Raw genomic sequence first — 26,767 nt, forward strand, 5'->3', positions numbered from 1 at the left:
AAGCGGAGTATCTCCCGCAAAAGCCGCGAAAGCTTTCCCTTCATGTCTGCCGTTGCCGCGAATGTCGCCCCGATTTTCATTCTCATCCTGATCGGCTGGCTCACCGTCAAGGCTGGCCTCTTCAGGGCCGATGCCGGTGATATCCTCAGTGATTTCGTCTTCAAGATCGCGGTGCCGACATTGATCTTCCGCACGCTTGCGGAAGCGAATTTTCACGGCGCGTCGCCTTTCCGTCTCTGGATAACCTATTTCGCCGGCGTGGCCGTCACCTGGACGGTCGGGCATATCGTCACCCGTTATGTCTTCAAGCAGGATGTCCGCATCGCCGTCATCGCCGGCATTTCCTCGGCCTTTGCGAATAATATCTTCATCGGCCTGCCGCTGGTCGGGCGTTCGGTGGGGGATGAAGGGCTGGTGGCTCTCTCCATCCTGCTCGCCATCCATTTGCCGGTCATGATGATCGCCGGCACCATCCTGATGGAAAATGCCACTCATAAAGCGGTTGGCGGCGAAAAACGGAGCATGGCTGCGGTCTTCAAACAGGTGGGCCGCAATCTCATCACAAATCCGCTGGTGATCGGCCTTGTCATCGGGCTTTCGACCAATGTTTCCGGTGTGGCGCTGACACCCATTTTGAAAACCGTGGTCGATCAGATCGCCTCGATGGCGGGACCGGCAGCACTCATCTCGCTCGGCATGGCGCTGACGAAATACACCATTCGCGGCAATATGGGCATTGCCGTCACCATGACCGTTTTCAAGCTGCTGCTTCTACCCGCCTGCGTGTGGGCCATGGGCCACGCTCTTGGCCTCAGCCGCGAATGGACGGCGGCGCTGGTGCTCACCTCGTCGGTGCCGACGGGCGTGAATGCCTGGCTGATCGCCAACCGCTTCGGCATCGGCCACAGCGTTGCGGCCTCCACCATCAGCATTTCCACGGCGACCGGCGTTTTGTCCGTGTCGCTATGGGCCTGGTTGCTGAGCTGATCCGATTATTTCTGAGCGCTCAGAATCTTGAAGCGGGCGTTACGGCACACTTCGGCGCTCGTGCGGAATTCCGCCGCGAGAACCGGCTCATAGGGCAGGCCGCGATTGGCGACCATCAGCAGCTTGCCGCCGCTGCGCAAAGCGCCGGCCGCGGCCTTGATGAAGGCCTGGCCAAGCGCCGGTTCCGCCGCCTGTCCGCCCGCATGGAACGGCGGGTTCATGATGATGAGGTCGTATTTTTCCTTCGGCGGCTCATTGGCCAGATCCTGCCAGAAGAAACGCGTCGTCAGCCGCGGATTGTTTTCGAGAAGATTGGTCTTGGCGAATTCCAGCGCGTTCCAGTCCGCTTCGAAAAGATCGATACGGGCCGTACGCGGCGATTTTTCCGCCAGCATGATGGAGAGATAACCCCAGCCGGCGCCGAAATCGGCGGCATTGCCGTCAAAGTCGGTCGGCAGACGCGATGCGAGAAGCTCAGAACCGTCATCCACGCGGTCATGCGAGAACATGCCCGGCAGGGCGGTAAAGCGGCCCTCGACCGTCGCAGGCTTCTGGGCAAGCTTGGAGACGGCGGCTGAGACATCCTCGGGCCGTTTGAACCAGATTGCAACGCCGTGATATTTCGGTGTCGATTCCGACTCGATGCCGAGCTTTGCCAGCGTCTTGCGCAGCGTCACGATGCCGTCTTCCTTGGAACCCGCCGCGACGATCAGGCCGCCGGCCTTCACGCGCGAAAGCGCTTCGGCAACACGGTTTTCATTCTCACCGCGATGTTTGCCGCAAAGCAGCAGCGCCGCATCGTAATCTTCGCCCGAAACATCCGGGGTGACTTCCGCGCCCTGTGCCTCGAGAGCCCGGTAAAGCGGCCGAAGATGCTGAACAGCGACGATCTCCGCGTCGAAGCCATCCAGCCGCGAGCCGGCTTCCGCTCCCAGAAACAGAACGCGTTCACCCTCTTTCGGCATGGCAAGCATGTCCGAGGCAAAGGGATGGAAAAGGGTTTTCACGGCGTCACGGCTCATGGGAGCGTCCTCAAGGTAGGATGGAGTTTGTCAGGGAAAGTGGAAACCGGTTTTCCCGAACAGACAAACGATAACAAAACGAAAAAAAGGCGCGGGCAGAACCCGCGCCTCGATAGGGTCTGGCGGCGCGGCCTTATTCGGCAGCGGCTTCGCCGTCTTTCTTGTCGGCAGCGACTTCCTTGCCGGTTGCCTGGTCGACAACCTTCATGGACAGGCGAACCTTGCCGCGCTCATCGAAGCCCATCAGCTTGACCCAGACCTTGTCGCCTTCCTTGACGACGTCGGAGGTCTTGGCCACACGCTCGGAAGCGAGCTGCGAGATGTGGACGAGGCCGTCACGGGCACCGAAGAAGTTGACGAAAGCGCCGAAGTCGGCGGTCTTGACGACCGTGCCTTCGTAGATCTGGCCGACTTCCGGTTCCGCAACGATCGAGTGGATCCACTTGCGGGCCGCTTCGATTTCCTTGCCGGAAGAAGAAGCGATCTTGACGGTGCCGTCATCTTCGATGTTGATCTTGGCGCCGGTCTTTTCGACGATTTCGCGAATGACCTTGCCGCCCGAACCGATGACTTCACGGATCTTGTCGACCGGAATGTTCATCACTTCGATGCGCGGTGCGAATTCGCCGAGCTGGCTGCGGCTCTCGGTGATGGCGTTGGCCATTTCGCCGAGAATATGCTTGCGGCCGCCCTGTGCCTGTTCCAGAGCGATCTTCATGATCTCTTCGGTGATGCCGGCGATCTTGATGTCCATCTGCAGCGAGGTGATGCCGTCGGCCGTACCCGCAACCTTAAAGTCCATGTCGCCGAGGTGGTCTTCGTCACCGAGAATGTCGGAGAGAACCGCAAAACGCTCACCTTCGAGGATGAGGCCCATGGCAATACCGGCAACCGGCTTCGCCAGCGGCACGCCGGCATCCATCAGCGCGAGCGAGGTGCCGCAAACCGTCGCCATCGACGAGGAGCCGTTGGACTCGGTGATTTCGGAAACGACGCGCAGCGTGTAGGGGAACTGTTCCGCCGTCGGCAGCATCGGGCGGATAGCGCGCCATGCGAGCTTGCCGTGACCGATTTCGCGGCGGCCCGGGGAGCCCATGCGACCGGTTTCGCCGACCGAGTAGGGCGGGAAGTTGTAGTGCAGCAGGAAGCGTTCCTTGTACATGCCGGTGAGGCTATCGACATACTGCTCGTCTTCGCCGGTGCCGAGGGTCGCAACAACGATTGCCTGGGTTTCACCGCGGGTGAACAGCGCCGAACCATGGGTGCGCGGCAACAGGCCGACTTCCGAGATGATCGGACGAACGGTCGACAGGTCGCGGCCGTCGATGCGGCTTTTGGTGTCGAGAACGTTCCAGCGAACGATCTTCGCCTGAAGGTGCTTGAAGACGGCGCCGATTTCTTCCGGCGTGTACTTGGCTTCGCCTTCTTCCGGCAGGAAGTGTGCCTTCACCTTCGCCTTCACGGCGTCGACGGCAGCGTAACGGGCAGCCTTTTCGGTGATTTTGTAGGCGGTGCGCAGTTCGGTTTCGGCCAGAGCCAGCATTTCGTTTTCGAGCGCGGAGAAATCTTCCGGTTCGAATTCGCGGGGTTCCTTGGCGGCAACTTCGGCGAGCTTGATGATCGCGTCGATAACCGGCTGGAAGCCCTTGTGGCCGAACATGACGGCGCCGAGCATGATCTCTTCGTTGAGTTCCTTGGCCTCCGATTCAACCATCAGAACGGCGTCGGAGGTACCGGCGACAACCAGATCGAGCGTGGATTCTTCCATCTCGTCCAGATGCGGGTTCAGAACATATTCGCCGTTGATGTAGCCAACGCGCGAGCCGCCGATCGGACCCATGAACGGAATGCCGGAAAGGGTCAGCGCAGCCGAAGTGGCGACCATCGACAGAATGTCGGGGTTGTTTTCCAGATCGTGCTGAATGACGGTCACGACAACCTGCGTGTCGTTCTTGTAGCCTTCAGGGAAAAGCGGGCGGATCGGGCGGTCGATCAGACGCGAAACGAGGGTCTCGTTTTCGCTCGGACGGCCTTCGCGCTTGAAATAACCGCCGGGGATCTTGCCGGCTGCGTAGGTCTTTTCCTGGTAGTTGACGGTGAGCGGGAAGAAGTCCTGGCCGGGCTTCGGAGACTTTGCGGAAACCACGGTCGCGAGAACCATCGTCTCGCCGTAGGTTGCGATGACGGCGCCATCAGCCTGACGGGCAACCTTGCCGGTCTCAAGCTTCAGCGGGCGGCCTGCCCATTCGATTTCCACGGAGTGCTTATTGAACATATCTTGTCCTTGTTTGTGCGTGCCACCAAAAGGGGCAACGAATGACGCAATCACGGGCAAGACAGCGGGAGGCTTTAAGGATCAAGCATCCGGCAATCCTGCCCCATGACAGGTCTGCGGTTGAAAAGGCGGCCCCGGCCCATCCGGGTCTACCTCATCCGTCCGGGGGCCACATCTGCGGCAGACGCCCGGAAATTCATGTGGCCTTCAAAAGGCTCGATATAAAAACCGGCGGGTATCTTTGCGAAACCCGCCGGACACAAGTTTTAGCGGCGAATGCCGAGAGCACCGATCAGCTTGGAGTAGCGGGCTTCGTCCTTCTTCTTCAGATAGTCAAGAAGCGAACGGCGGCTCGAAACCAGCGTCAGAAGGCCACGACGGGAGTGGTTGTCCTTCTTGTGGTCCTTGAAGTGACCGGTCAGGTTGTTGATCCGCTCGGTGAGGATTGCGACCTGAACTTCCGGAGAACCGGTGTCGCCTTCCTTCGTTGCATATTCCTTGATGAGGGCGGCTTTGCGCTCTGCAGTAATCGACATCGGACGATCCTTTCTGTTTTAAGGAAAATGGGACGCCAAAGAGCCGGGATGTCGTCCAGCTCTGGCCATTCAGCAGCATAGGCAAAGCCCAAGCTGGCGCTGCCTATAAACTATTCCGGGTGCAATTGAAAGAGGCGATTGACAGCGCCTCTTTGAGCGTTTCCGGGAAAAGTGTGAAGCGGTTTTCCGGGCGGAAATGCGAAAAACAGATAGATGGAGCCGTTTCAGCCGAAAACGCGCTTCGGTCGGAACTCGCCTTCGCCGATCTCGCCGATGGCGACAAGCTTGCCATGCGCAGTGGCATAGGCTTCCGGATGATTGGCTGGCGCATCGCGTCCGCGCAGCAGGATGGGGTTGCCCATCTTCAGCCGGTGCGCCTGATCGTCGTTGATGATGAGGCGGGGAAGGGCGGAAAGCGCCTCGGCCGTGTCGATGAGATAGGCGTCCAGCGCTTCCAGCCGTTCGTCGCGGTCCTCTACGGCTTCCAGCGCCGTCAGGGTTTCGAGCGGCACCATCATGTCTTCGCCAAAGGGCGCGACCATGGTGCGGCGCAATTCCGAAATATGGCCGAAACAGCCGAGATCGCGGCCCATGTCGCGGGCCAGCGCCCGCACATAGGTTCCCTTGCCGCACTCCACTTCGAAATGCGCGGTATTAGCATCCGGACAGGCAAGCAGTGTCAGGCGGTGGATTTCCACCTCGCGGGCGGGGATTTCGACCGTCTCGCCGTCACGCGCCAGATCATAGGCGCGCTCGCCGGCGATCTTGATCGCGGAAAATTGCGGCGGTGTCTGCAATATCACGCCGGTATAATTGGGCAGAATATTGCGGATCGCCTGCTCGTCAGGTCGCTGATCGGAGGATTCGACCACCTCGCCTTCCAGATCGTCAGTCGTGCGCTGCTCACCCCAGGTCACGGTGAATTCATAAATCTTGCGACCGTCCATGACATAGGGCACGGTCTTGGTGGCATCGCCAAGCGCGATCGGCAGCATGCCGGAAGCAAGCGGATCGAGCGTGCCGGCATGGCCCGCCTTCTGGGCGTTGAACAGCCACTTGATCTTGGAAACGGCCTCGGTCGAGCCGAAATCCAGCGGCTTGTCGAGAATGAGCCAGCCGGAAATCGGACGGCCCTTGGGTTTGCGGTTCTGCTGTTTGCGTGGTTTGGACATGCTTCAGTTCTGTTCGTCGTCTTTTTCGTTCGAAGGTCCAAGATCGCGCTGCACTTCAGGCGAACGCAGAAGCGCGTCGATCTTCTGGTAATTGTCGAAACTCGTATCGTCGCGGAAGCGCAGTTCCGGCATGTATTTCATCTGCCGAAGCTGCGGACCGAGGCGGCCGCGCATGAACTTGGCATGGCGGTTGAGTGCGGTGATGATGTCGGTGTGATCGGCAACGCCAAGCGGCGTCACGTAAGCGGTGGCGATCTTGAGATCGGGCGACATGCGCACTTCCGAAATGGAAATGACGGTGCCTTCGATCAGATCGTCGCGGACTTCGCCGCGCTGGAGAATCTGGGTCAGTGCGGCGCGCACCTGTTCGCCAACACGCAGCATGCGTTGCGAAGGGGCCGATGATGTTGCTTTTGCCATGGGTTATGCCTCAAACGGAGCGAGCGCCGGTAAGCCGGCGCCCGACAGTAAAGTCCTGTTTTGCGGCGAGAACGCTCTAACTCTTTGTTTTATCGCATTTTCGGACTGAAAACCGGGGTCCAGTTTTCCTGGAAATGCTTTAGAGCGTTCTCGTGATGTGTTCGACGCGGAAGCACTCGATGGTGTCGCCGGCGCGGATGTCTTCGTAGTTTTCGAAGGCCATGCCGCATTCCTGACCGACCGGCACTTCCGAGACTTCGTCCTTGAAGCGCTTGAGGGTCTTGAGCTTGCCTTCGTGGATGACGACGTTGTCGCGAACCAGACGCACGCCCGCACCACGTTCCACCTTGCCTTCGATGACGCGGCAACCCGCGACCTTGCCGACCTTGGTGATGTTGAACACCTCGAGGATTTCGGCATTGCCGAGGAAGGTCTCGCGACGTTCCGGCGAAAGCAGGCCCGACATCGCCGCCTTCACGTCATCCACCAGATCGTAGATGATGTTGTAGTAGCGGATCTCGATGCCGGCGCGTTCGGACGCCGTACGTGCCTGTGCGTTGGCGCGAACGTTGAAGCCGATGATCGCGGCGTTGGAGGCCTCGGCAAGCGAGATATCCGATTCCGTGATGGCGCCAGCGCCCGAGTGAACGATACGAGCGCGGACTTCGTCGGTGCCGAGCTTGTCGAGCGAAGCAATAATGGCTTCGACCGAACCCTGCACGTCCGCCTTGATGACAAGCGGGAATTCCTTCATTCCCGAAGTCTGCAACTGGCTCATCATCTGTTCCAGCGAACCGCGCTGGCCCGTCTGACGTGCGACAGCCTTGTCGCGTGCCAGACGCTGGCGATACTCGGAAATCTCGCGGGCACGGCTTTCGTTTTCGACAACCGCGAAACGGTCACCGGCAGATGGCGTGCCGGAAAGACCGAGAATCTCGACAGGCATAGCCGGACCGGCTTCCTTGACGTGTTCACCCTTGTCGTTGACGAGGGCGCGAACGCGGCCCCACTGGTCGCCGGCCACGATGATCTGACCAGGCTTCAGCGTACCCTTCTGCACGAGAACTGTAGCGACGGCACCACGGCCGCGGTCGAGTTCCGCTTCGATGACGGTACCTTCTGCGGTACGGTTCGGATCTGCCTTGAGGTCGAGAATCTCAGCCTGCAGCAGGATCGCTTCAAGCAGTTTGTCGAGACCAAGCTGTTTCTTGGCGGAGACTTCCACGTCAAGCACTTCACCGCCCATCGATTCCACGAAAACTTCGTGCTGCAGGAGCTGCTGGCGAACCTTTTCAGGGTTTGCTTCGTGCTTGTCGATCTTGTTGATCGCCACGACGATCGGAACACCCGCTGCCTTGGCATGGTTGATGGACTCGATCGTCTGCGGCATCACGCTGTCATCAGCTGCGACCACCAGAACGGCGATATCCGTCGCCTGTGCACCACGGGCACGCATGGCCGTGAAGGCGGCGTGGCCGGGGGTATCGATGAAGGTAATCTTCTGGCCGTTCTTTTCGACCTGATAGGCGCCGATATGCTGGGTGATGCCACCGGCTTCGCCAGCAACGACGTTGGCCTGACGGATCGCGTCGAGAAGCGAGGTCTTGCCGTGGTCGACGTGGCCCATGATCGTGACAACCGGCGGACGCGGCAGCATTTCGCCTTCGTCGTCTGCCTGGTTGAAGATGCCTTCTTCCACGTCGGATTCGGAAACGCGCTTGACGGTGTGGCCGAATTCGACCGCGATCAGTTCCGCCAGATCGGCGTCGATCACGTCGCCCGGCTTCATCATCTGGCCTTCCTTCATCAGGAACTTGATGACGTCGACGGCGCGTTCGGACATGCGCTGCGACAGTTCCTGAATGGTGATGGTTTCCGGCAGGATCACTTCGCGCATGACCTTTTCACGGGTTTCCTGCATCTGGCTGCGGCGGAATTTCTCCTGCCGGCGGCGCATGGATGCCATGGAGCGGCCGCGCGGTGTGCCGTCTTCGTCCAGATTGGATGAGGTGACGGTCAGCTTGCCGCGACGGCGTTCTTCTTCCGTTTTCAGGCGTGCAGCGGGCTTTGCCGGTGCAGGTGCGGCGACTTTGCCACGAACCGGGAGATTGCTACGGCGCGCACCGCGATCGTCCTCGTCGTCACCATCGGTACGACGTCCGCGCGGAGCGACGGATTCCGGAAGAGCGCGGGCAGGGGCGGCGGCCGGCTGAGGACGAGCCTCGGTGCGCGGTGCCGGCTGAGCGGCGGCAGCCGGCTTTTCAGCGGCCGGTTCGGATTTCGTTTCCACGGCCGGCTGGCTCGCTGCCACCTTGGCGGCTTCGGCCTCTTCGGCGGCACGGCGTGCAGCCTCTTCCTTTTCAGCGGCGATGCGGCGCTCTTCTTCCACCTTGCGGCGCGCTTCGTCTTCGGCACGCTGCTTGGCTTCGATCACGTCGCGGGCCTGCGCTTCCATCAGCGCGCGGCGGCGGGCTTCCATCTCGCCGGCGGACAGATCGTGCAGGACGTTGCCGCGCGGACGCTCAGGCTGGCGCTGCTGCGATGCGGACGAGCCGGTACGCTGCTGCTGCGGCTGGGAGGAACCCGGACGCTGCTGCTGGCCGCTCGGCTGGTGGATGCGCGGCTGCGGAGCCTGCGGACGCGGTGCCGCGGGGGCAGGGGCGGCCGGCTTCGAAGCGGGTGCTGCAACCGAATGAACCTGCTTCTCGTCTTCAGGTCGATGGGGGCGGCGCTTGCGTGTTTCCACGACAACCGCATTGGTGCGACCTCGACCCATATCCTGCCGCACGGTGCCCTGATTCATCCCGCCCGGCTTGAGGGTGAGAGTCTTCTTGGCAGGCGCGTTAAGTGTCTTGTCGTCGTTGTTGTCGGTCATTCCGTTCCCGTTCCTTCGGACGAGAACCGGATGACGTCCATCAGGTCTCGTCGTTCAATTGCTGCATCGGAACGCGGCGACCGTTGATGTCGGTTAACCGCGTCATTGTTCTGTCCGGGCAGCGTCGCGTTCCGCCTGAGATTGGCCGCCAAGGCGGTACCGCTCAAGCATCGTTGCGCGCTTCACTACACCCTCACCCGCCTGCCCTGCAAGCGCGCAGGCATGGATAAAAGCATTCTGGCCCATCAACTCGTCCATTTCGGCTCCGCTGAAGAGCCGGAAGGACGGAATTTCATTGCCGGCATCGCTGCCGAGCGCCCAGGCCTTGCGGGCCTGGTCCAGTTTTCTCACGCCGTCGGCCGCAGCATCGGTCGCATGAAACACGGCGATCGCGTTCCCGGACCGGACGGCGGCATCGACCTTCGTCGCGCCGCTGATGAACTGGCCGGCTTTTCGCGCCATGTTCATCATCCCGGCAAGCTGCTGCGCCATCAGCCGGTCGAGAAGAGCGAGAAGCTCCGGCCCGGCCTTGACGTCGCGTTTGAGAGCCCGCGCGAAGAGCTTCTTCGCGATGGCCTTCTCGATCAGGGCGCGCTCGGGTGTCACCCAGCAGCCGCGCCCCGGCAATTGGCGTTTCAGGTCCGGAACGACGCCGCCGTCCGGGCCTGCGACGAAGCGGATCAGCTCATCCGGCGATCCGCTCTGCCGTGTCACAATGCACATACGTCCATTGACGTCGCCTTTGATCCGCCCGTCATCGTCAGTCTCGGGCAGATCGTCCGGCTCATGCGCCTGCGATATCATTCCTGTTCGGCGGTATCCGCCTCCTCGGCAGCTTCCGCATCGGCTTCCTGTTCGGAAGCGAGCTCTTCGGCGGTGATCCAGCCTGCCAGAAGACGGGCCTGCACCACCATGTTCTCGGCTTCGACGCGCGAAACATCGAGCTTGGAGAAGATGCCTTCGAACTTCTTGGTCTCGCCGTCCTTGCGCTCGCTCCAGCCGACCAGATCGTCCGCTGCGCAGCCGGCAAAGTCCTCGATGGTCTTGATGCCGTCTTCACCGAGCGCGACCATCATCTGCGAGGTCAGGCCATCGATCTGGCGCAGCTCATCGGTAACGCCGAGTTCCTTGCGCTTGGCGTCCATTTCGGCTTCCAGGCGTTCCAGATATTCGCGAGCGCGGGTCTGGATTTCATCGGCGGTGTCTTCGTCGAAGCCGTCGATCGAGGAAATTTCGTCGAGATCGACATAGGCCAGTTCTTCAACCTGCGCGAAGCCTTCCGAAGCCAGAACCTGGCCGACCATTTCGTCGACATCCAGCGCTTCCATGAAGAGTGCCGTGCGCTCGTTGAATTCCTTCTGGCGACGCTCGGATTCTTCCTGCTCGGTCATGATGTCGATATCCCAGCCGGTCAGCTGCGATGCCAGACGCACGTTCTGGCCGCGGCGGCCGATGGCGAGCGACAGCTGCTCGTCGGGAACAACCACTTCGATACGCTCGGATTCCTCATCCAGAACGACCTTGGCGACTTCCGCCGGCTGCAGGGCGTTGACGATGAAGGAAGCCGGTTCCTGGCTCCACGGAATGATGTCGATCTTCTCACCCTGGAGTTCGCCGACAACGGCCTGGACGCGCGAACCGCGCATACCGACGCAGGCGCCGACCGGATCGATCGAGCTATCGTTCGAGATAACCGCGATCTTGGCGCGCGAACCGGGGTCACGGGCAACCGACTTGATCTGGATGATGCCGTCGTAGATCTCGGGAACTTCCATGGTGAACAGCTTCACCATGAACTGCGGATGGGTACGCGACAGGAAAATCTGCGGGCCACGCTGTTCGCGGCGAACGTCGTAGACGTAAGCGCGCACGCGGTCGCCGTAACGCATATTTTCGCGCGGGATCATCTCGTCGCGACGGATGATGCCTTCGCCACGGCCGAGATCGACGATGACATTGCCATATTCGACGCGCTTGACGGTGCCGTTGACGATTTCGCCGATGCGGTCCTTGAATTCGTCATACTGACGGTCCCGCTCGGCTTCACGAACCTTCTGAACGATGACCTGCTTGGCCGACTGGGCAGCGATACGGCCGAAATCCATCGGCGGCAGCGGATCGGCGATGAAGTCGCCGAGCTTGGCGTCGGGGTTGCGGTCGCGGGCGAGCTCCAGCGGGATCTGGGTCGAATAATCTTCGGCGGCCTCGACAACCTCCAGAAGACGCTGCAGGCGGATTTCGCCGGTCTTGGAGTTGATGTCGGCGCGGATGTTGGTTTCCGAACCATAGCGCGAGCGGGCGGCTTTCTGGATAGCGTCGGCCATTGCGGCAAGCACGATTTCGCGGTCGATGACCTTTTCGCGCGCCACAGCATCGGCGATCTGCAGAAGCTCAAGCCGGTTAGCACTCACTGCCATTTTTTTATCTCCGTAAGTCGCATAATTGCGGGGATCGCCCGTTTTCCGGGCTTTACGTTGGAATTAGTCTTCGTCTGCTTCGTTTTCGTCGTTCTGGTTTGCGGCGGCGGCCTTTGCCGCCTTGTCTGCCCGCAGCGCATCACGAATAAGGTCGTCCGTCAGAATGAGCTTCGCATCGGAAAGCGCATTGAACGGAACGATGACTGTCGGCTCTTCGCCATAGGCGATCTGGTCGCGTTCGAGCTTGAAGCCGTCAGCATCGACCTCAACGATCTTGCCGCGAAACCGCTTGCGGTTCTCGACCAGAATGGAGGTTTCGACCTTCACCAGATGACCCTGCCAGCGGGTGAAATCCGATTTGCGAACCATCGGCCGGTCGATGCCGGGCGAGGAAACTTCGAGATGATACGCTTTCTCGACCGGATCTTCCACATCAAGAACCGGTGAAATCGCCATCGAGATGGCTTCACAGTCCTGAACGGTCATCGTTCCGTCTTCCCGCTCGGCCATCACCTGCAGCGTCATGCCGTTCTGGTTGGAGAGCCGCACGCGCACCAGAAGATACCCCATGCCCGTCAGAACAGGCTCGATGATCTCGGCAATGCGCTGGTCGATGCCCGTTTCGGTTATCAGTCGCGGTTCATGTGCGGTGTCTGCCATCTGGCCTTCCGGTCTTTAGATTTTCACCGGGCACTCAGCCCGTGGTTTCCGGTTCGCCTAACGAAAAAGAGCGGAGCCTTGCGGCCCCACTCTTCATCAAGCGATCAAGAATTTCAGGGGTCATATAGACCCATCGGGGCAGGATTGCAAGGTTTTCACGGGCGGTCTCGCCCGGAGCGTGGCTCCGGCCATATTTTCACCCTTACCGTGTCGGAAAGGCTGGCATGAATTCCGGCACTGTCTATAGTTGCCGTTTGATAGATCGCAGTTGCATCAAGTGGACAGAGCGTGCCTGACCGAAAATCGCCACTCGCGCCTTTAAGGCATTTGACTTACAGACGAATCTGGATCGCGAGCCTTGCCTCGAATTTCGGCGGATTGATCCAGGCGGTGGGTGCCGCGTGGATGATGACCTCGCTGTCGAGTTCGGAAAACATGATCGCGCTGGTGCAGGCCTCGACCTCGCTGCCGATCATGCTGTTCTCGCTGATTTCAGGTGCGCTGGCCGATAGTTTCGATCGCCGCCGCATCATGATTTCGGCGCAGCTTTTGATGTTGACGGCCTCCGTGCTGCTCACCGTCTTTGCCTGGTCAGGGTGGCTCACGCCCTGGCTGCTGCTCTTTTTCACCTTCATGATCGGCTGCGGCACGGCGCTCAACAACCCGTCCTGGCAGGCCTCGGTCGGTGAAATGGTACCGCGTGAGGATTTGCCGGCCGCCGTGACGCTGAACAGCGTCGGCTTCAATATCACCCGCAGCGTCGGCCCGGCCATCGGCGGTATCATCGTCGCCGCCGCCGGGGCCGCGGCTGCGTTTTTTGTCAATACGCTCAGCTATTTCGCCCTGATCTACGCGCTGTTTCGCTGGCAGCCGCCCAAATATGCTTCGAGCCTGCCGCGTGAGCAGCTTCTGGCCGCCATCTCGGCCGGCATGCGTTATGTGGCGATGTCGCCCAATATCGGCAAGGTGCTGGTGCGCGGCTTTCTCTTCGGCCTTTCCGCCAGCGCCATCCTTGCTTTGATGCCCATTGTCGCGCGCGATCTGGTAGAAGGCGGTCCCTTGACCTACGGCGTCATGCTCGGCGCGTTCGGCGTCGGCGCTATTGGTGGGGCCCTTATCAGCGCCAGATTGCGCGAGGTCCTGTCCAGCGAATGGATCGTGCGCGTCGCCTTTTTAGGCTTCGCTCTCAGTTCCGGCGTAACGGCGCTGAGCACCAGTTCGATCATCACCTCGCTGGTTCTCACCATTGCCGGTGCCTGCTGGGTGCTGGCGCTGTCGCTCTTCAACACCATCGTTCAACTCTCCACCCCACGCTGGGTGGTGGGCCGCGCGCTGTCGCTTTACCAGACACTGACCTTCGGCGGCATCGCCGTCGGCAGCTGGCTGTGGGGTGAGCTGGCGGAAGATTACGGCATTTCCTATTCGCTGCTCTGTTCCTGCGTGCTGATGCTGCTCGGTGTCGTCGTCGGTCTCAAGCTTGCGATGCCGGCCTTCGCCTCGCTCAATCTCGATCCGCTCAACCGTTTCGTGGAGCCGCCGCTGAGGCTGGATATCAAGCCGCGCAGCGGCCCCATCGCCATTCTCATCGACTACGAAATCCATGACGAGGACCTCGGCGAATTCCTGCCGCTGATGGCCGAGCGCCGCCGCATCCGCATCCGCGATGGTGCCCGCAACTGGAACCTGATGCGCGACCTCGAAAACCCCGACATCTGGACGGAAAGTTACCATGTGCCGACATGGGTGGAATATGTCCGCCACAACCATCGCCGCACCCAGGCGGATGCGGAAGCCTGGGACCGGCTGCTGGAGCTTCATCGTGGCAAGACGCGGCCGCGGGTGCATCGCATGATCGAACGGCAGACCATTCCGCCGACCGATGATATCTTTCACAAGCCGCATACCGATCAGCATTGAGAGTTGGGGCAGAAACAGGCTAGGTTAAAAGACTAGTGGATGCCCTTGCCATACCCTCGACGTCATCCTCGGCCTTGTGCCGAGGATCCAATCACCTATCGCTAAATCAATCGGTTGCAGATGCTCGGGACAAGCCCGAGCATGACGATGGAGAGGTTTTCGGACTTCGCCAGCAGCCTGCTATTTCAGCTTCGCCTTCAGCGTCGCATCGGGAAAACATGTCGGCGCGAGGCCGTTTTTCGACTGCCAGTCACCGAGTGAGCGGCGCGTCTTGAAGCCCGCAAGCCCGTCCGCCTTACCGACATCGTAACCTTTGGCGACCAGCGCCTTCTGCATGGCCAGCACGTCGGAGCGCAGCATCGACCCGACATTGCCCCATTCCCCCTTGAAGGGTCCCGCCCCATGGGCGATGCGGTCGGCGAGATTGCCGATGAAAAGCGCGTAGAGATCGGAATTATTATATTCCTTGATGACGTAGAAATTCGGCGTCACCACAAATTCCGGCCCATGCCGCCCGGCCGGCACCAGCATCATGCCATCGGCGGTCAGGTCATTGGCAGGAAAGGCTTTTCCGGAAATGCGGGTAATGCCCATCTTCGCCCAGTCGGCCACCGGCCGGGCCAGATCAGGGCCTTCCTGCGCGCAGGAAACATTGGCGGGAATGGAGACTTCGAAGCCCCAGTCGCGATTGCGCTGCCAGCCGCGCTCAGAAAGATAGTTCGCTATGGATGCCAGTGCATCCGGCACGGAATTCCAGATATCGCGGTGGCCATCGCCATCGAAATCCACGGCGTATTTGAGATAGCTCGACGGCATGAATTGCGGCTGGCCCAGCGCGCCGGCCCAGGAACCCATCATGCGTGAGGCGGCGATATCGCCGCTTTCGACGATCTTCAGCGCGTCGATCAGTTCAGTGCGGAACATCTCCTTGCGGGTCGACATATAGGCTTTCGTGGCCAGCACATCGACCGCCGAATGCGGCAGCTTCGCCCGGCCGAAGCCGGATTCGCGGCCCCAGATCGCAATGACGATGTCTCCGGGAACACCATATTTCGCCTCGATCCTGCGCAGCGTTGCCGCATGCGTGGCCGCAAGCGAGCGGCCGGTGCCGGCAAGTCCCTGCAACCGCTTTTCGGAGAAATAGGCGCCCGGCGAGGAGAACTCCGCCTGGCTCTGGCTCTGTTCCTTCGGCGGCTTCTGACCGGGAATGACGAGATCGGGCAGGTTCCAGCTGATGGAGAGACCGCTGAGCGTGGCCTCCAGCGTCTTTTGCGAAATACCGGCCTTGCGGGCTTCCGGCCAGATTTCCTTTTTCAGCCAGGCATTGAAGTCTGCGTCATATTTGGCTGCAGCCGCACCTGTCGGGGCCGACTGTGCAAGAACTGTCGTTGCTGAAAAAACGGAAAGAATGGCGGCCAATGCCCTGGTAGCAAATCGGTGTCGCATTCGGTCTCCTCTTGGGTGATGGGGAGGGAAGGCTTCAGATTGTCGTTCGCGCGCGAAGCGCCGCCGTCAATGTGCCCTCGTCGAGATAATCCAGCTCGCCGCCCACAGGCACGCCATGCGCGAGCCTCGTGATCTTGATGCCGAGATCGGAAAGGCGATCGGTGATGTAATGGGCGGTCGCCTGTCCTTCCACCGTCGCATTAACGGCGATGATGAGCTCGCGAATGCCGCCGGCGCTCACACGGTCGATCAGGCCCTTGATGTTCAGATCCTCGGGCCCAACACCGTCGAGCGGTGACAGCGTGCCGCCCAGAACGTGATAGGCGGTGTTCATCGCACCCGCTCGTTCCAGCGCCCAGAGATCCGACACGTCTTCCACCACGATGATGACGGACTGGTCGCGCCGGTCATCGGCGCAGACGGTGCAGGGATCGATCGTATCGACATTGCCGCAGCAGGAGCAGATCTTCACCTTGTCATAGGCTTCGCCCATGGCGTGGCCCAGCGGCCCGAGGAGCTGTTCCTTCTTTTTGATGAGATGCAACGCCGCCCGCCGTGCCGAGCGGGGCCCAAGCCCCGGCACTTTTGCCAGAAGCTGGATCAGTTTTTCAATTTCGGGACCGGTGACTCGTTTTGCCATGAGCGCTTTCTACTGCATAAATCGGGAAACGGGAATCATGAAGCTTGAAGGGCAATCCATGAAAATCAGGGCGGTGTGCCGGGGCGAGGCAAAAAACCTGCCGGGAAAGACAGCGAAGACGGGCATATTCAAACACGCCGTGAACGGCCCGGTCATGGTCGACGCGGAAGGCATTGTCAGCGATGCCGTCTGCAATCGCAAACATCATGGCGGGCCGGATCAGGCGATTTATGTCATGGGCTCCGTCGATCTCGACTTTTGGTCCAGCGCCCTGGGCTTCATGGTCGAACCCGGGTTTTTCGGCGAGAACGTCGTGCTTGATGGTGTCGACAGCGCGAAACTGCATGTGGGTGACAGGTTCACGGCAGATGACGTCGTACTGGAGGTGACCGCTGCCCGCATCCCCTGCGCCACGCTGTCGGCCCGCGTCGGCGATCCCGATTTTGCCCCGCGTTTTCGGCAGGCGGGCCAGCCGGGTTTTTATTGCCGCGTGCTGAAAGGCGGAATGCTCGCCGCAGGTGAGGCTGTCGCATTCGAGGCCTATCAGGGTAGGAAACTGCCGATACCGACTATTCTGCAGCGCTTCCGCCCCATGCAACTCAGCGAAGCCGAACGTGCGGCCTATCTCGAAACACCGCTCGCAAGCCGGTTCCGCGCGATGCTGGAAGCCTAGCCCCAATCTTTGAGGCGAGGATGGCGAATGCTCAACAGCGGTTCGCCATCCTCTTCAGTCGGATGATATCAGAACGGCAGCTTCATGCCGGGCGGTAGCGGCAGACCGGCGGTCAGGCCGGCCATTTTTTCCTGGGCCTGCGCTTCGCCTTTTTCCTTGGCGTCCTTGTGGGCAGCCACGATCAGATCCTCAAGGATTTCGACCTCGTCTTCCTTGAACAGCGAAGGATCGATTTTCAGGCCGCGCATTTCGCCCTTGCCGTTGAGGATGACGGTCACCAGACCGCCGCCGGCCCTGCCTTCGACTTCAAGGGCGGAGATTTCTTCCTGCACCTTCTCCATCTTGGACTGCATTTCCTTGACCTTGCCCATCATGCCCATGATGTCGCGCATGTGCCAATCTCCTGTTCTTTTTGTTTAAAACTCGATGTCGTCGCCGGGAAGGATGTCGCCTTCGCTCGATTCGGCAACCGATGGCGGGGCGATGTCCTCCGCCTCATCCTGTATCGCGGCGCGGATACGAACGTCGGTGATCTTTGCGCCGGGAAACTGCGCCAGAATCGCGGCAACATCAGGGTCCTGACGCGCATCGACCAGGCGGGCATCGCGGGCATTGCCTTCGGCTTCGACAAGCGTCGGCTCACCCTGTTCCTTGCTGAGGCTGACGATCCAGTGAATACCGGTCCATTCCTTCAGCCTGACGCCAAGTTCACCGGGCAGCGAGCCGGGCGCACCGTCGCCAAGGCGCATATCAAGGCGGCCTGGCTCCAGCCGCACCAGCCGCACGAAGTTGCGTACCTTCGCCCGCATGACGGGATCGCGGTTTTTCTGGCAGAGATCGGCAATATCCTGAACCGAATTGACGGGAACCTTCGGCTCCGGCCGCTCCTCGGTTTTCGGGGGCGCGACCTGCATCTCCTGCGGCCGGCTATCCGGCACGGCGCGAAGCATGGTGGAGGGTTGCGGACCGGCCTGCCTCGGGGCGGCAAATTCTGCAGGTCTTCCGGCTGCCACGGTCTGCGCCGAAGAATAGGCACGCGCGCCACCGCCGTTGCCGCCACCTGAGGGCCCGCCATTGGCGTAACCGCCGTCGCCGCTGGAAAGCTCCAGCAGGCGTCGCGCCGCATCTTCCGGTGCCGGCAGGTTGGCGGCGTGCGAAAGCCGGATCAGCACCATTTCGGCCGCACCAGCGGGCCGCGAGGCATTTTCCGTTTCCGGAATGCCTTTCAGCAGCATCTGCCAGATGCGCGACAGCGCCGTCACCGCGATGGTTTCGGCAAACTCCGCGCCACGCACGCGCTCGATCTCGGAAAGCGAGGGGTCTTCCGCTGCGTCAGGCACATATTTCATGCGGGTGACGAGATGGGTGAAATCGGCGAGGTCGTTCAGAACGACAACCGGGTTCGCGCCCGCCTCATATTGCCCGTTGAATTCCGAAAGGGCAGCAGCGACATCGCCTTTGACGACGTGCTGGAAGAGATCGACGATGCGCGCCCGGTCAGCAAGGCCAAGCATGCCGCGCACCGCTTCGGCCTCCACACGGCCGCCGCCATGGGCAATCGCCTGGTCGAGCAGGGAAAGACCGTCGCGAGCAGAACCCTCGGCCGCCCGCGCAATCATCGACAGTGCCTGCGGATCGGCCTCGAAACCTTCCTTGCCGGCAATGGCGGTGAACAGGCCGACGAGATCGGCGGCGCTGATGCGGCGCAGGTCGAAACGCTGGCAACGCGACAGAACCGTGATAGGCACCTTGCGAATTTCGGTGGTCGCGAAGATGAATTTCACATGTTCCGGCGGCTCTTCCAGGGTCTTCAGAAGACCGTTGAAAGCCTGCGTCGACAGCATGTGCACTTCGTCGATAATATAGACCTTGTAGCGCGCCGAGACCGGGCGATAACGCACCTGCTCGATGATCTCGCGAATATCGTCGATGCCGGTATGCGAGGCGGCATCCATCTCGATGACATCGACATGCCGGCCTTCCATGATCGCCTGGCAATGTTCGCCGGGAATGCGAAGGTCGATGGTCGGCTTGTCGATGGTGTCGGTCTTGTAATTCAGTGCGCGGGCGAGAATGCGGGCCGTGGTCGTCTTGCCCACGCCGCGAACGCCGGTCAGCATATAGGCCTGCGCGATACGCCCCGTCTCGAAGGCGTTGGTCAGCGTGCGGACCATCGGCTCCTGGCCGACCATCAGATCGGAAAAATCCTTCGGGCGATATTTGCGCGCCAGTACCCGGTAGCCGGTCCCGACCTGGGATTCGCTTGATGTGGTGGGTACGGTATCGCTCATTGCCTCGCCAGTTTGTTTTGCCAGTTGTCTTGGGGCGCGGAACTGGCCCGGCGAAAAGCTGAGCACGTCTTTTAAAAAGGTGGGAGGCTGGCACGGCGACCCGTGCCGGGCTCGTTAGGGCTGCTTCCTTCCGGACCTGACCCGGTTGGCGAGTGGCTCGTCCACCACCAACCTCCCAGGGCCACATATCGGCAATATCGACAGCAAATGCAAGCCAAGCCTTCAAAAAACTGCTATCACGATGAAAACAAACATGGAGGACACCTTGGAGACATTCCGGCTGGACGACAGGCTGGCGCGCGATAGCGTGCTGGTGACGCGTTTGGGACTATGTGAACTGCGTTTGCAAAACGACAGTCGCTGGCCCTGGCTGGTGCTGGTGCCGCAGCGAGATGGTGCCAGCGAATTGTTCGATCTCACCCCGCTTGATCAGGCCGTGCTGACATTCGAGACCAATCTCGTCGCCTCCGCCTTGAAGGAAATCACGGGAGCCACCAAGATCAATGTCGGTGCTCTGGGCAATATCGTCCGGCAGCTGCATGTCCATATTATCGCCCGTAATGAAGGCGACACCTGCTGGCCCGGTCCCATCTGGGGTCACGGGACGGCGGTGCCCTACGCTCCGGGCGAAAAGGAAAGTCTGATGAAAAAAATCTCCGGCGCGCTCTGATGATGTCCATGAAAATTTTTGAAACCACTGCCCCCCATCCCGAAGCAAGCCTGCTGACGGCCTTTTCCAAAAATGCTCTCGACCGTTTCGCTGAAAAGCGGACGGAGGAGTGCGTTGCCGATGCGCTGAAAGTCGACGGCACCCATATTTTTGCCTTTTCGGGCAACCGGCTTGTCCTGAAACATGACGAGCAGGTCATCGATCCCCTGTTTTCCGCCTATGAACTGGCCGAGTTGCAGCCGGATTTCGACAGTGCCGTTCTGCTCGGATATCGCGAAACCGGCGAACCGAGAATTGCGGTGCCGGTTGCCGTGGCGGAAGACCAGCTGGCGAGCCACTACAAGCTGGCCGACGCCCGCACGCTTTATCGCGACCATCTTCTCGACGAGGAATTGCTGAGCGAAGTCGCACAGGCTGTCAGCCTCACCCACTGGAACGCCGACAATCGCTTTTGCGGCAAGTGCGGCGGCACCATGGAGCTGCGAATCGGCGGCTACAAGCGTATCTGCGCCGCCTGCAGCCACACTATTTTTCCCCGAACCGATCCCGTCGTCATCATGATGACGATCGACATCGAGCGTGATCTGTGCCTGCTTGGCCGCGGCGCGCATTTTGCGCCGGGCATGTATTCGTGCCTTGCCGGTTTTGTCGAACCGGGCGAAACCATCGAGCAGGCTGTCCGCCGCGAAACGCATGAGGAATCCGGCGTGGAAATCGGCCGCGTGCGTTATCACGCGTCGCAGCCCTGGCCGATGCCGCATACGCTGATGATCGGCTGTTATGCCGAGGCACTGTCTTTCGATATTGCGCGCGATGAGATCGAACTGGAGGATTGCCGCTGGTTCACGCGGGCGGAAGTCGCAAAGATGCTGGAGACGGCGACGGGCGACGGCTTTTCAGCGCCTCCCGGCGGCGCCATCGCGCATCGGCTGATGCGCGACTGGGTGGAATGGACGAAATAATCCCGTTCGGCAGGCTCAACCCTGGTTGAGCTTGCCGCGCATCGCATGGCCCTTGTAGACGCCGAGAATGCGGACTTTTTCCGAAAAGAAGCGCAGCTCGTCCAGCGCATGCCGCACCGGTTCGTCATCGGGGTGGCCTTCAATATCGGCATAAAACTGCGTCGCCACGAATTTGCCGCCGAGCTGGTAGCTCTCTAGCTTCGTCATGTTGATGCCGTTGGTGGCGAAACCGCCCATGGCCTTGTAGAGCGCGGCCGGAATGTTGCGAACATTGAAGACGAAGGTGGTGACAACGATTTCATCGCTCGATTGGCGCTTGGCCCAGTTTTCATCACGGGAAAGCACCACGAAGCGCGTGACGTTGTTTTCCGAATCCTCGACATTCTCAGCCAGAATATCGAGACCGTAGAGATCCGCGGCAAGGCGTGGCGCCAGTGCCGCCATGCTGCGGTCGCCCTTTTCGGAAACCAGCCTTGCGGAGCCCGCCGTATCGCCGGCGATGACGGGCTTCCAGCCATTGGCACGAATAATCTTTCGGCATTGGCCCAGCGCATGGATATGGCTGTGGACGGTGCGGATTTCATCCTTCGTCACGCCCGGCACCACCATCAGCTGGAAACGGATCGGCATGAAATATTCGCCGATGATGTGAAGGCGTGATTCGGGCAGCAGGTGATGGATATCTGCGACGCGGCCGGCCAGCGTGTTTTCAATCGGGATCATGCCGAGATCGGCTTCGCCATTCTCGATAGCGTTGAAGGCATCCTCGAATGTCGGGCATGGCAAAGGCTCCATATGCGGAAACATGTCACGGCAGGCCATGTCGGAATTCGCGCCGAACTCGCCCTGAAAGGCAATGCGATTGGTAATCAAGCTCATGGGACTGTCCGTTAGAGGGTTCTGCTTGCAAGGATCTTGCGGGCTTTTTCGAGATCGTGCGGCGTGTCGACGCCGAGCGGTACGGACCGGACGATTTCCGCATCGATGCGCATGCCCGCTTCCAGCGCACGCAGCTGTTCCAGCCGCTCGCGCAATTCCAGAGGCGAGGGCGGCAGGCGCACGAATGTTTCAAGTGCGGCGCGGCGATAGGTGTAAAGTCCGATGTGATGATAAAGCGGCCCATCGCCATAAGGCGCGGTGGCGCGGGTGAAATAAAGCGCGCGCAACCGTGTTTCGGAAAGCGGGCTGCCCACCACTTTCACCACGTTCGGATTGGTTTTTTCCTCTTCGTCGGTGATTTCGACCGTCAACGTCGCAATGTCGACGGCGGCATTTTCCAGCGGGCGCAGCGAGGCACGGATGGTTTCCGCCTCGATGGTCGGAAGGTCACCCTGGACATTGATGACGTATTCCGCCTTGCCATAGGGGTCGGCCTTTTGCAGCGCCTCGAAAATGCGGTCCGAGCCGGACTGGTGGTCGTCACGTGTCATCATCACGTCGAAACCGGCGTTTTTCACCGCTGAAAACACCTGTTCGTCGTCGACCGCAACGACGATTCGCTCCGCACCGGCCTCGCGTGCTCTCAGCGCCACCTGCACGATCATCGGCTTGCCGCCAATGTCGGCAAGTGGCTTGCCGGGCAGGCGCGTGGAGGCCATCCGCGCCGGTATGAGGACGACAGCTTTCTCGAAATCCCGATTCTTCATCCGACACCCTTCAAATCCCGCCCGAAAAGTGTCAAAACGTCACGGTGTGGGGAGCATTATTCAAGTTGCGCAGGCTGTGCAAAAGCCATAGCTTTCGAGCAATTTCAAGATGCCCGGTTATATGGAGCGGATGCGAGGGAGCGCATATAGATGAATTCTTATGTTAATATGGGCGTTGGGGCGTTGCTCGGCACGGTTTTCGTCCTGATGTCGGTGTCGATTGCGTCTGAGGGCATTTTCCATGCGCCCGCGCCCGAAAAGGAAGGTTACGCCATTGCCGCGGCAGAGAGTGGCGGCGGAGAAGCCGGTGGCGGAGAAGCCGCTGCAGCTGCGACGCCAATCGCAAAATTGCTTGCGAGCGCCGATGCCACCAAGGGTGAGGCCGTCTTCAAGAAGTGTACGAGCTGTCATACCGGAGAGAGTGGTGGTGCAAACAAGGTCGGCCCCAATCTCTTCGATATCGTCAACCGGCCGATCGCCAGCCACGAAGGTTTCAGCTACTCCGCTGGGATGAAGGATTTCTCCAAGGGCGGTTCCGTGCATTGGGATTACGATCATCTCAGCTACTTCATCGAAGCTCCCAAGAAACACGTTCCCGGCACGGCCATGGGCTTCGCGGGTGTGAAGAAGGAGACGGAACGAGCGGACCTCATCGCTTATTTGCGCACGCTTTCGGCAAACCCGGCTCCGCTTCCGGATCCGAATGCGGCTCCCGTACCGATGAACTGATCATGATGATGGTTTCATGAAAAAAAGCCCGGCATCGCTGCCGGGCTTTTATTTTCGTGAGGGGTGGACTGCAAATACGGGCATGGCGCCTGAAGAATCAGAAGCCCTTGCCGCCGCGCAATTCGGAAATCACCGTTCCGACCATGATCTTGATATCCAGCCAGACCGAAAAATTGTCGACATAATAGAGATCGGAGACGATCCGGGCACGGGCCTTGTCGCTGCGATCCGTCGGGCCGCGGAGTCCCCGCATCTGGGCAAGGCCGGTAATGCCGGGCCGCATCCGGTGCCGCATGTGATAATGCGGAACCAGCTCCTCATAAAGACGGCCGGCCGCCAGCATGCCGATGGCGTGGCAGCGTGGGCCCACCAGCGACATGTCGCCCTTCAACACATTGATGAGCTGCGGCAGTTCGTCGATATTCGTACGGCGGAGAATGGCGCCGATACGGGTTATCCGCGGATCGTTCTTCACCGTTTGCGCCACGCCGGTGGCATCACCCAGTTCCGCCCGCATCGAGCGAAATTTATAGACACGGATTTTTCGCCCGTTCATGCCCCAGCGCACCTGCGAGAACAGGACGGGACCATTGCTGTCGAGCTTCACCAGCACTGCGACGGTCGCCAATACCGGCGCAAGCGCCACAAGGGCGATGGACGCCCCTGTAATGTCTATTGTCCTTTTGAGCGCAAACTGGCTGCGCAGAAAAGCCGATGGTTTCTTGTCGGAGATGGGAGATTGTATTTCCGCCGTTTCAAACGGGACGGCAGGATAGGGAGCGCCGTAAAAAACGGCATGCGATGAGCCTTTAGTACCCAGCATAATATGGAACCCTGAAAAGTTATTTTGAAACAAGAAAATTAATTTATATGAACGATTAATAATTCATTTACCCTAAAAAGTCACCCGAAATGTAGCCGCCTCCGTGCAAATGGCAATCTAGGGTTAATGTCGGTGCATCCATATGTTGCGGCCTTGCGCCATCTTCGCGCTCGGCTAGGGATGCGAGGGGTCGATCCCCCGGGAAAAGCGGGTTTTTGGGGAGGTGAACGGGTCTGCCGTCACCATCCGTCCCGAGACCGGGTCCGTTTGGGTGCCGCTCAGTTGCCCATCAGAATGTCGAGAAGCGTCGTCTGCTTCGGCCCCGATTGTGCGGGGGCCGAGCTGCCTATATCGGCAGGCGGCACGGGGCCGTTGCCGGCCTGATAGCCAGGTTCGATATCGCGGGAGGGTATGTTCGCCGGCGGCATGGCCATGCCCGGCTGGTTGGGCGAGGCCGGCGCGTCGGGATAGGCCCGGGTGCCGGTCGTCCCGCCACCAAGCGCATTGGAAATAATGTCGCCAATGGAGGAGGGGGCGCTTTCCGGCGCCGGCTGCTGCATTTCTCCAAGCGGCGGCACGCCGCCTGCGCCAAGCCCGAAGAGCGGTGAGGGCGAAAGCCCCGAATGGGCGGCGGTCATGAAATCTTTCCACGCCTTTGCGGGAAGCCCGCCGCCGGTGACCTTTTTCATCGATGTGCCGTCATCATTGCCGAACCAGACGCCGGTGGTCAGGTTGCTTGTGTAGCCGACAAAAAGTGCGTCGCGGAAAGACTGGGTCGTGCCGGATTTTCCTGCCGCCTGCCAGCCCTGCAGCCTTGCGGCCTTGCCGGTGCCTTCGGTGATGACACGCGACAGCATGCTGTTCATGGTCGCGGCGATCTCTTCGCTCAGCACGCGCGGCGGGTTATCGTATTTGTTTTCGTAAAGCACCTTGCCGTCCGCATCGGTGATACGTTTGACGATATGCGGCGTCGCTTTGTAGCCGCCATTCATGAAGGGGGCGTAGGAGGCGGTCAGCTCCATCAGCGACACTTCCGAAGTGCCGAGCGCGATGGAGGCATTGTTCTGCAGCTCGGATTCGATGCCCATGCGATGCGCCACCTGGGTCACACGATCGGGGCCAACTTCCATCACCAGCTGCGCGGCAATGGTGTTCAGCGAATTGGCGAGCGCGGTAGCGAGCGTCACTTCGCCCCGATATTTCTTCTCGTAATTTTCCGGGGTCCAGTTGCCGATACGAACAGGCGCGTCATTGCGGATGGTATAGGGGGTGAGCCCGGATTCGAGTGCGGCGACATAAACGAAGGGTTTGAATGCGGAGCCGGGTTGCCGTTTTGCCTTGGCGGCGCGGTTGAACTGGCTTTCGGCATAATCCGCTCCGCCTACGACGGCCCGGATCGCACCCGTACCATCGATGGAAACCAGCGCCGCCTGCGAGGCGCCCTGTTTCTTGCCGTCGCCCTGCAGCACATGCGTCAGTGCCTTTTCGGCGTCGCGCTCGAGATTGGGGTCGATGGTCGTATCGACGACGATGTCCTGCTTGACCTCGCCGACCAGGTTGCGCACTTCCTCCAGCACCATATCGGCGGCGTAATGCTCGGCACCCGACCAGAAACGTTTCGCCTTGGTCGGCGGCTGTGACATGGCGGTCTTGATTTCGTCGTCGGTGATGAAGCCGACATCGCGCATGGATTGCAGCACGACCTGCGCCCGCTCTTCCGCCGCCTGCGGGTCGCGCGCCGGCGAAAGGCGCGAGGGCGCTTTCAGAAGCCCGGCGAGCATGGCCGCCTCGCCCAGATTGACGTCGCGTGCGGATTTATTGAAGTAGCGCCGCGAGGCAGCCTCGACGCCATAGGCGTTGGAGCCGAAATAGACGCGATTGAGATACATCGCGAGAATCTGGTCCTTGGTGAATTTATGCTCCAGCCAGAAGGACAGCAGCACTTCCTGAACCTTGCGCTCCAGCGTGCGATCCGGCGAGAGGAACAGGTTTTTTGCGAGCTGCTGCGTCAGCGTCGAGCCGCCCTGCACGGTTCGTCCTGTCAGCACATTCGTGACGATGGCGCGCCCGAGACCGAGCGGATCGACCCCGAAATGCGAATAAAACCGCCGGTCCTCGATTGCCATGACGGCCTGCGGAATATAGGGCGACATATCCTCCAGCGCGAGCGCCTCGCCGCCGGTGGTGCCGCGATTGGCCAGCACGCTGCCATTTACCGAAACGATCTTCACATTCGGCGGGCGTTCGGGAATGGACCAGCTGCTGGCGCTCGGCATGCGTGCACCGTAATAGAGGACAAGACCGGCAACGCCGATGCCGCCCCAGATGCCGAGCACGATACACCAGTAGACGAGAGAGCGAAGGAAGCCCGTCGCGCCGCGGCCGGAGCTGCGGGTGCGTTTTTCTTTTTTCCTGGATTTGGCGCGGGCGGATGCCGGCTTCGGTTTCCCGGCTTGCTGTTTTGTGGTGCCGCTGATGCGCTCGCTGGCGTCAAGGCGCAGGTCGTCGCCGGACTCGTGGAAATCCCCGAAGGAGGGTTCTACCCGTTCGCGTGATTTACCTTTGCCTGCCATTCAGCCGAAGTCGCTCCTATTTGCGAAACCGCG

The 26,767-nt window shown here is 60.5% G+C and carries 23 protein-coding genes and 1 other RNA gene; 6 read left to right on the top strand and 18 right to left on the bottom strand.

All coding sequences use genetic code 11. The annotated features are described in order from the left end of the window. The first annotated feature begins 42 nt into the window (after nt 1-42). A complete protein-coding gene (locus ACIQUH_RS13470; protein WP_003507159.1) occupies nt 43-987 on the top strand; it encodes an AEC family transporter in 945 nt (314 codons plus the stop codon). 5 nt (nt 988-992) lie between these two features. Here ACIQUH_RS13470 and ACIQUH_RS13475 read toward each other — a convergent pair whose 3' ends face one another. The 9 genes from ACIQUH_RS13475 to rimP form a co-directional block, all read right to left on the bottom strand. After that, a complete protein-coding gene (locus ACIQUH_RS13475; RefSeq protein ID WP_400815770.1) occupies nt 993-2,009 on the bottom strand; it encodes a class I SAM-dependent methyltransferase in 1,017 nt (338 codons plus the stop codon). A gap of 133 nt (nt 2,010-2,142) precedes the next feature. Next, nucleotides 2,143-4,284: a polyribonucleotide nucleotidyltransferase gene (pnp, locus tag ACIQUH_RS13480; RefSeq protein ID WP_400815772.1), complete on the bottom strand. Its 2,142-nt coding sequence runs from the start codon at nt 4,282-4,284 to the stop codon at nt 2,143-2,145. Nucleotides 4,285-4,550: 266 nt separating this feature from the next. Next, complete coding sequence (rpsO, locus tag ACIQUH_RS13485; RefSeq protein ID WP_003492949.1) at nt 4,551-4,820, bottom strand: 30S ribosomal protein S15; 270 nt, start codon at nt 4,818-4,820, stop codon at nt 4,551-4,553. A gap of 224 nt (nt 4,821-5,044) precedes the next feature. Beyond that, the gene (gene truB, locus ACIQUH_RS13490) at nt 5,045-5,992 is read right to left on the bottom strand and encodes a tRNA pseudouridine(55) synthase TruB (protein ID WP_400815776.1); all 948 of its coding nucleotides are present in this window, start codon (nt 5,990-5,992) and stop codon (nt 5,045-5,047) included. Nucleotides 5,993-5,995: 3 nt separating this feature from the next. Then, nucleotides 5,996-6,412, bottom strand: coding sequence for a 30S ribosome-binding factor RbfA (gene rbfA / locus ACIQUH_RS13495; protein ID WP_003507167.1), 417 nt, complete (start codon nt 6,410-6,412; stop codon nt 5,996-5,998). Nucleotides 6,413-6,551: 139 nt separating this feature from the next. Then, on the bottom strand, nt 6,552-9,287 hold the full coding sequence (gene infB / locus ACIQUH_RS13500; RefSeq protein ID WP_400815780.1) for a translation initiation factor IF-2: 2,736 nt from the start codon (nt 9,285-9,287) through the stop codon (nt 6,552-6,554). 102 nt (nt 9,288-9,389) lie between these two features. Then, nucleotides 9,390-10,091 (bottom strand): RNA-binding protein, encoded by a 702-nt coding sequence (locus ACIQUH_RS13505; RefSeq protein ID WP_400815782.1) that lies wholly within the window; start codon nt 10,089-10,091, stop codon nt 9,390-9,392. Then, nucleotides 10,088-11,704, bottom strand: a complete 1,617-nt coding sequence (gene nusA / locus ACIQUH_RS13510) for a transcription termination factor NusA (protein WP_400815784.1) — start codon at nt 11,702-11,704, stop codon at nt 10,088-10,090. The genes ACIQUH_RS13505 and nusA overlap by 4 nt, the downstream gene beginning before the upstream one ends. A gap of 63 nt (nt 11,705-11,767) precedes the next feature. Further along, the gene (gene rimP / locus ACIQUH_RS13515; RefSeq protein WP_400815786.1) at nt 11,768-12,364 is read right to left on the bottom strand and encodes a ribosome maturation factor RimP; all 597 of its coding nucleotides are present in this window, start codon (nt 12,362-12,364) and stop codon (nt 11,768-11,770) included. Nucleotides 12,365-12,652: 288 nt separating this feature from the next. On the opposite strand from rimP, the gene ACIQUH_RS13520 reads away from it, so the two are divergent. Then, entirely contained in the window at nt 12,653-14,281 is a 1,629-nt protein-coding gene (locus ACIQUH_RS13520; protein ID WP_400815789.1) for an MFS transporter, read from the top strand. A gap of 180 nt (nt 14,282-14,461) precedes the next feature. Here the strand turns inward: ACIQUH_RS13520 and ACIQUH_RS13525 are convergent, their stop codons facing one another. Together ACIQUH_RS13525 and recR are read right to left on the bottom strand one after the other, a co-directional pair. Beyond that, nucleotides 14,462-15,727, bottom strand: a complete 1,266-nt coding sequence (locus tag ACIQUH_RS13525) for a lytic murein transglycosylase (protein ID WP_400815791.1) — start codon at nt 15,725-15,727, stop codon at nt 14,462-14,464. Nucleotides 15,728-15,761: 34 nt separating this feature from the next. Next, nucleotides 15,762-16,367: a recombination mediator RecR gene (recR, locus tag ACIQUH_RS13530; protein WP_077983270.1), complete on the bottom strand. Its 606-nt coding sequence runs from the start codon at nt 16,365-16,367 to the stop codon at nt 15,762-15,764. A 37-nt stretch (nt 16,368-16,404) separates the two neighbouring features. On the opposite strand from recR, the gene ACIQUH_RS13535 reads away from it, so the two are divergent. Then, nucleotides 16,405-17,040, top strand: coding sequence for an MOSC domain-containing protein (locus tag ACIQUH_RS13535; protein ID WP_400815794.1), 636 nt, complete (start codon nt 16,405-16,407; stop codon nt 17,038-17,040). 68 nt (nt 17,041-17,108) lie between these two features. Here the strand turns inward: ACIQUH_RS13535 and ACIQUH_RS13540 are convergent, their stop codons facing one another. The 3 genes from ACIQUH_RS13540 to ffs all read right to left on the bottom strand — a co-directional run bounded on the left by ACIQUH_RS13540 (nt 17,109) and on the right by ffs (nt 19,507). Beyond that, nucleotides 17,109-17,432, bottom strand: coding sequence for a YbaB/EbfC family nucleoid-associated protein (locus tag ACIQUH_RS13540; RefSeq protein ID WP_400815796.1), 324 nt, complete (start codon nt 17,430-17,432; stop codon nt 17,109-17,111). Between the two features lie 24 nt (nt 17,433-17,456). Then, nucleotides 17,457-19,331 (bottom strand): DNA polymerase III subunit gamma/tau, encoded by a 1,875-nt coding sequence (locus ACIQUH_RS13545; RefSeq protein ID WP_400815798.1) that lies wholly within the window; start codon nt 19,329-19,331, stop codon nt 17,457-17,459. A 79-nt stretch (nt 19,332-19,410) separates the two neighbouring features. After that, an RNA gene (gene ffs / locus ACIQUH_RS13550) (signal recognition particle sRNA small type) lies at nt 19,411-19,507 on the bottom strand. A gap of 65 nt (nt 19,508-19,572) precedes the next feature. Here ffs and ACIQUH_RS13555 point away from each other — a divergent pair. Continuing rightward, on the top strand, nt 19,573-20,001 hold the full coding sequence (locus ACIQUH_RS13555; RefSeq protein WP_400815800.1) for an HIT domain-containing protein: 429 nt from the start codon (nt 19,573-19,575) through the stop codon (nt 19,999-20,001). A gap of 2 nt (nt 20,002-20,003) precedes the next feature. Further along, complete coding sequence (nudC, locus tag ACIQUH_RS13560; RefSeq protein WP_400816200.1) at nt 20,004-20,963, top strand: NAD(+) diphosphatase; 960 nt, start codon at nt 20,004-20,006, stop codon at nt 20,961-20,963. Nucleotides 20,964-20,978: 15 nt separating this feature from the next. Here nudC and ACIQUH_RS13565 read toward each other — a convergent pair whose 3' ends face one another. Together ACIQUH_RS13565 and ACIQUH_RS13570 are read right to left on the bottom strand one after the other, a co-directional pair. Further along, complete coding sequence (locus ACIQUH_RS13565; protein ID WP_400815802.1) at nt 20,979-21,842, bottom strand: prephenate dehydratase; 864 nt, start codon at nt 21,840-21,842, stop codon at nt 20,979-20,981. A gap of 11 nt (nt 21,843-21,853) precedes the next feature. Then, nucleotides 21,854-22,609, bottom strand: a complete 756-nt coding sequence (locus ACIQUH_RS13570) for a 3-deoxy-manno-octulosonate cytidylyltransferase (protein WP_400815805.1) — start codon at nt 22,607-22,609, stop codon at nt 21,854-21,856. Between the two features lie 150 nt (nt 22,610-22,759). Between ACIQUH_RS13570 and ACIQUH_RS13575 the strand changes: the two genes are divergently transcribed. After that, entirely contained in the window at nt 22,760-23,338 is a 579-nt protein-coding gene (locus ACIQUH_RS13575) for a c-type cytochrome (protein WP_400815808.1), read from the top strand. A gap of 97 nt (nt 23,339-23,435) precedes the next feature. Here ACIQUH_RS13575 and ACIQUH_RS13580 read toward each other — a convergent pair whose 3' ends face one another. Both ACIQUH_RS13580 and ACIQUH_RS13585 read right to left on the bottom strand, forming a co-directional pair. Then, the gene (locus tag ACIQUH_RS13580; RefSeq protein WP_400815811.1) at nt 23,436-24,161 is read right to left on the bottom strand and encodes a sugar transferase; all 726 of its coding nucleotides are present in this window, start codon (nt 24,159-24,161) and stop codon (nt 23,436-23,438) included. A 278-nt stretch (nt 24,162-24,439) separates the two neighbouring features. Next, the gene (locus tag ACIQUH_RS13585) at nt 24,440-26,734 is read right to left on the bottom strand and encodes a transglycosylase domain-containing protein (protein WP_400815814.1); all 2,295 of its coding nucleotides are present in this window, start codon (nt 26,732-26,734) and stop codon (nt 24,440-24,442) included. Between the last annotated feature and the right edge of the window lie 33 nt (nt 26,735-26,767).

Origin of the sequence: Agrobacterium sp. NPDC090283 (assembly GCF_044769685.1) — a bacterium.
Taxonomy (GTDB): Bacteria; Pseudomonadota; Alphaproteobacteria; order Rhizobiales; family Rhizobiaceae; genus Agrobacterium.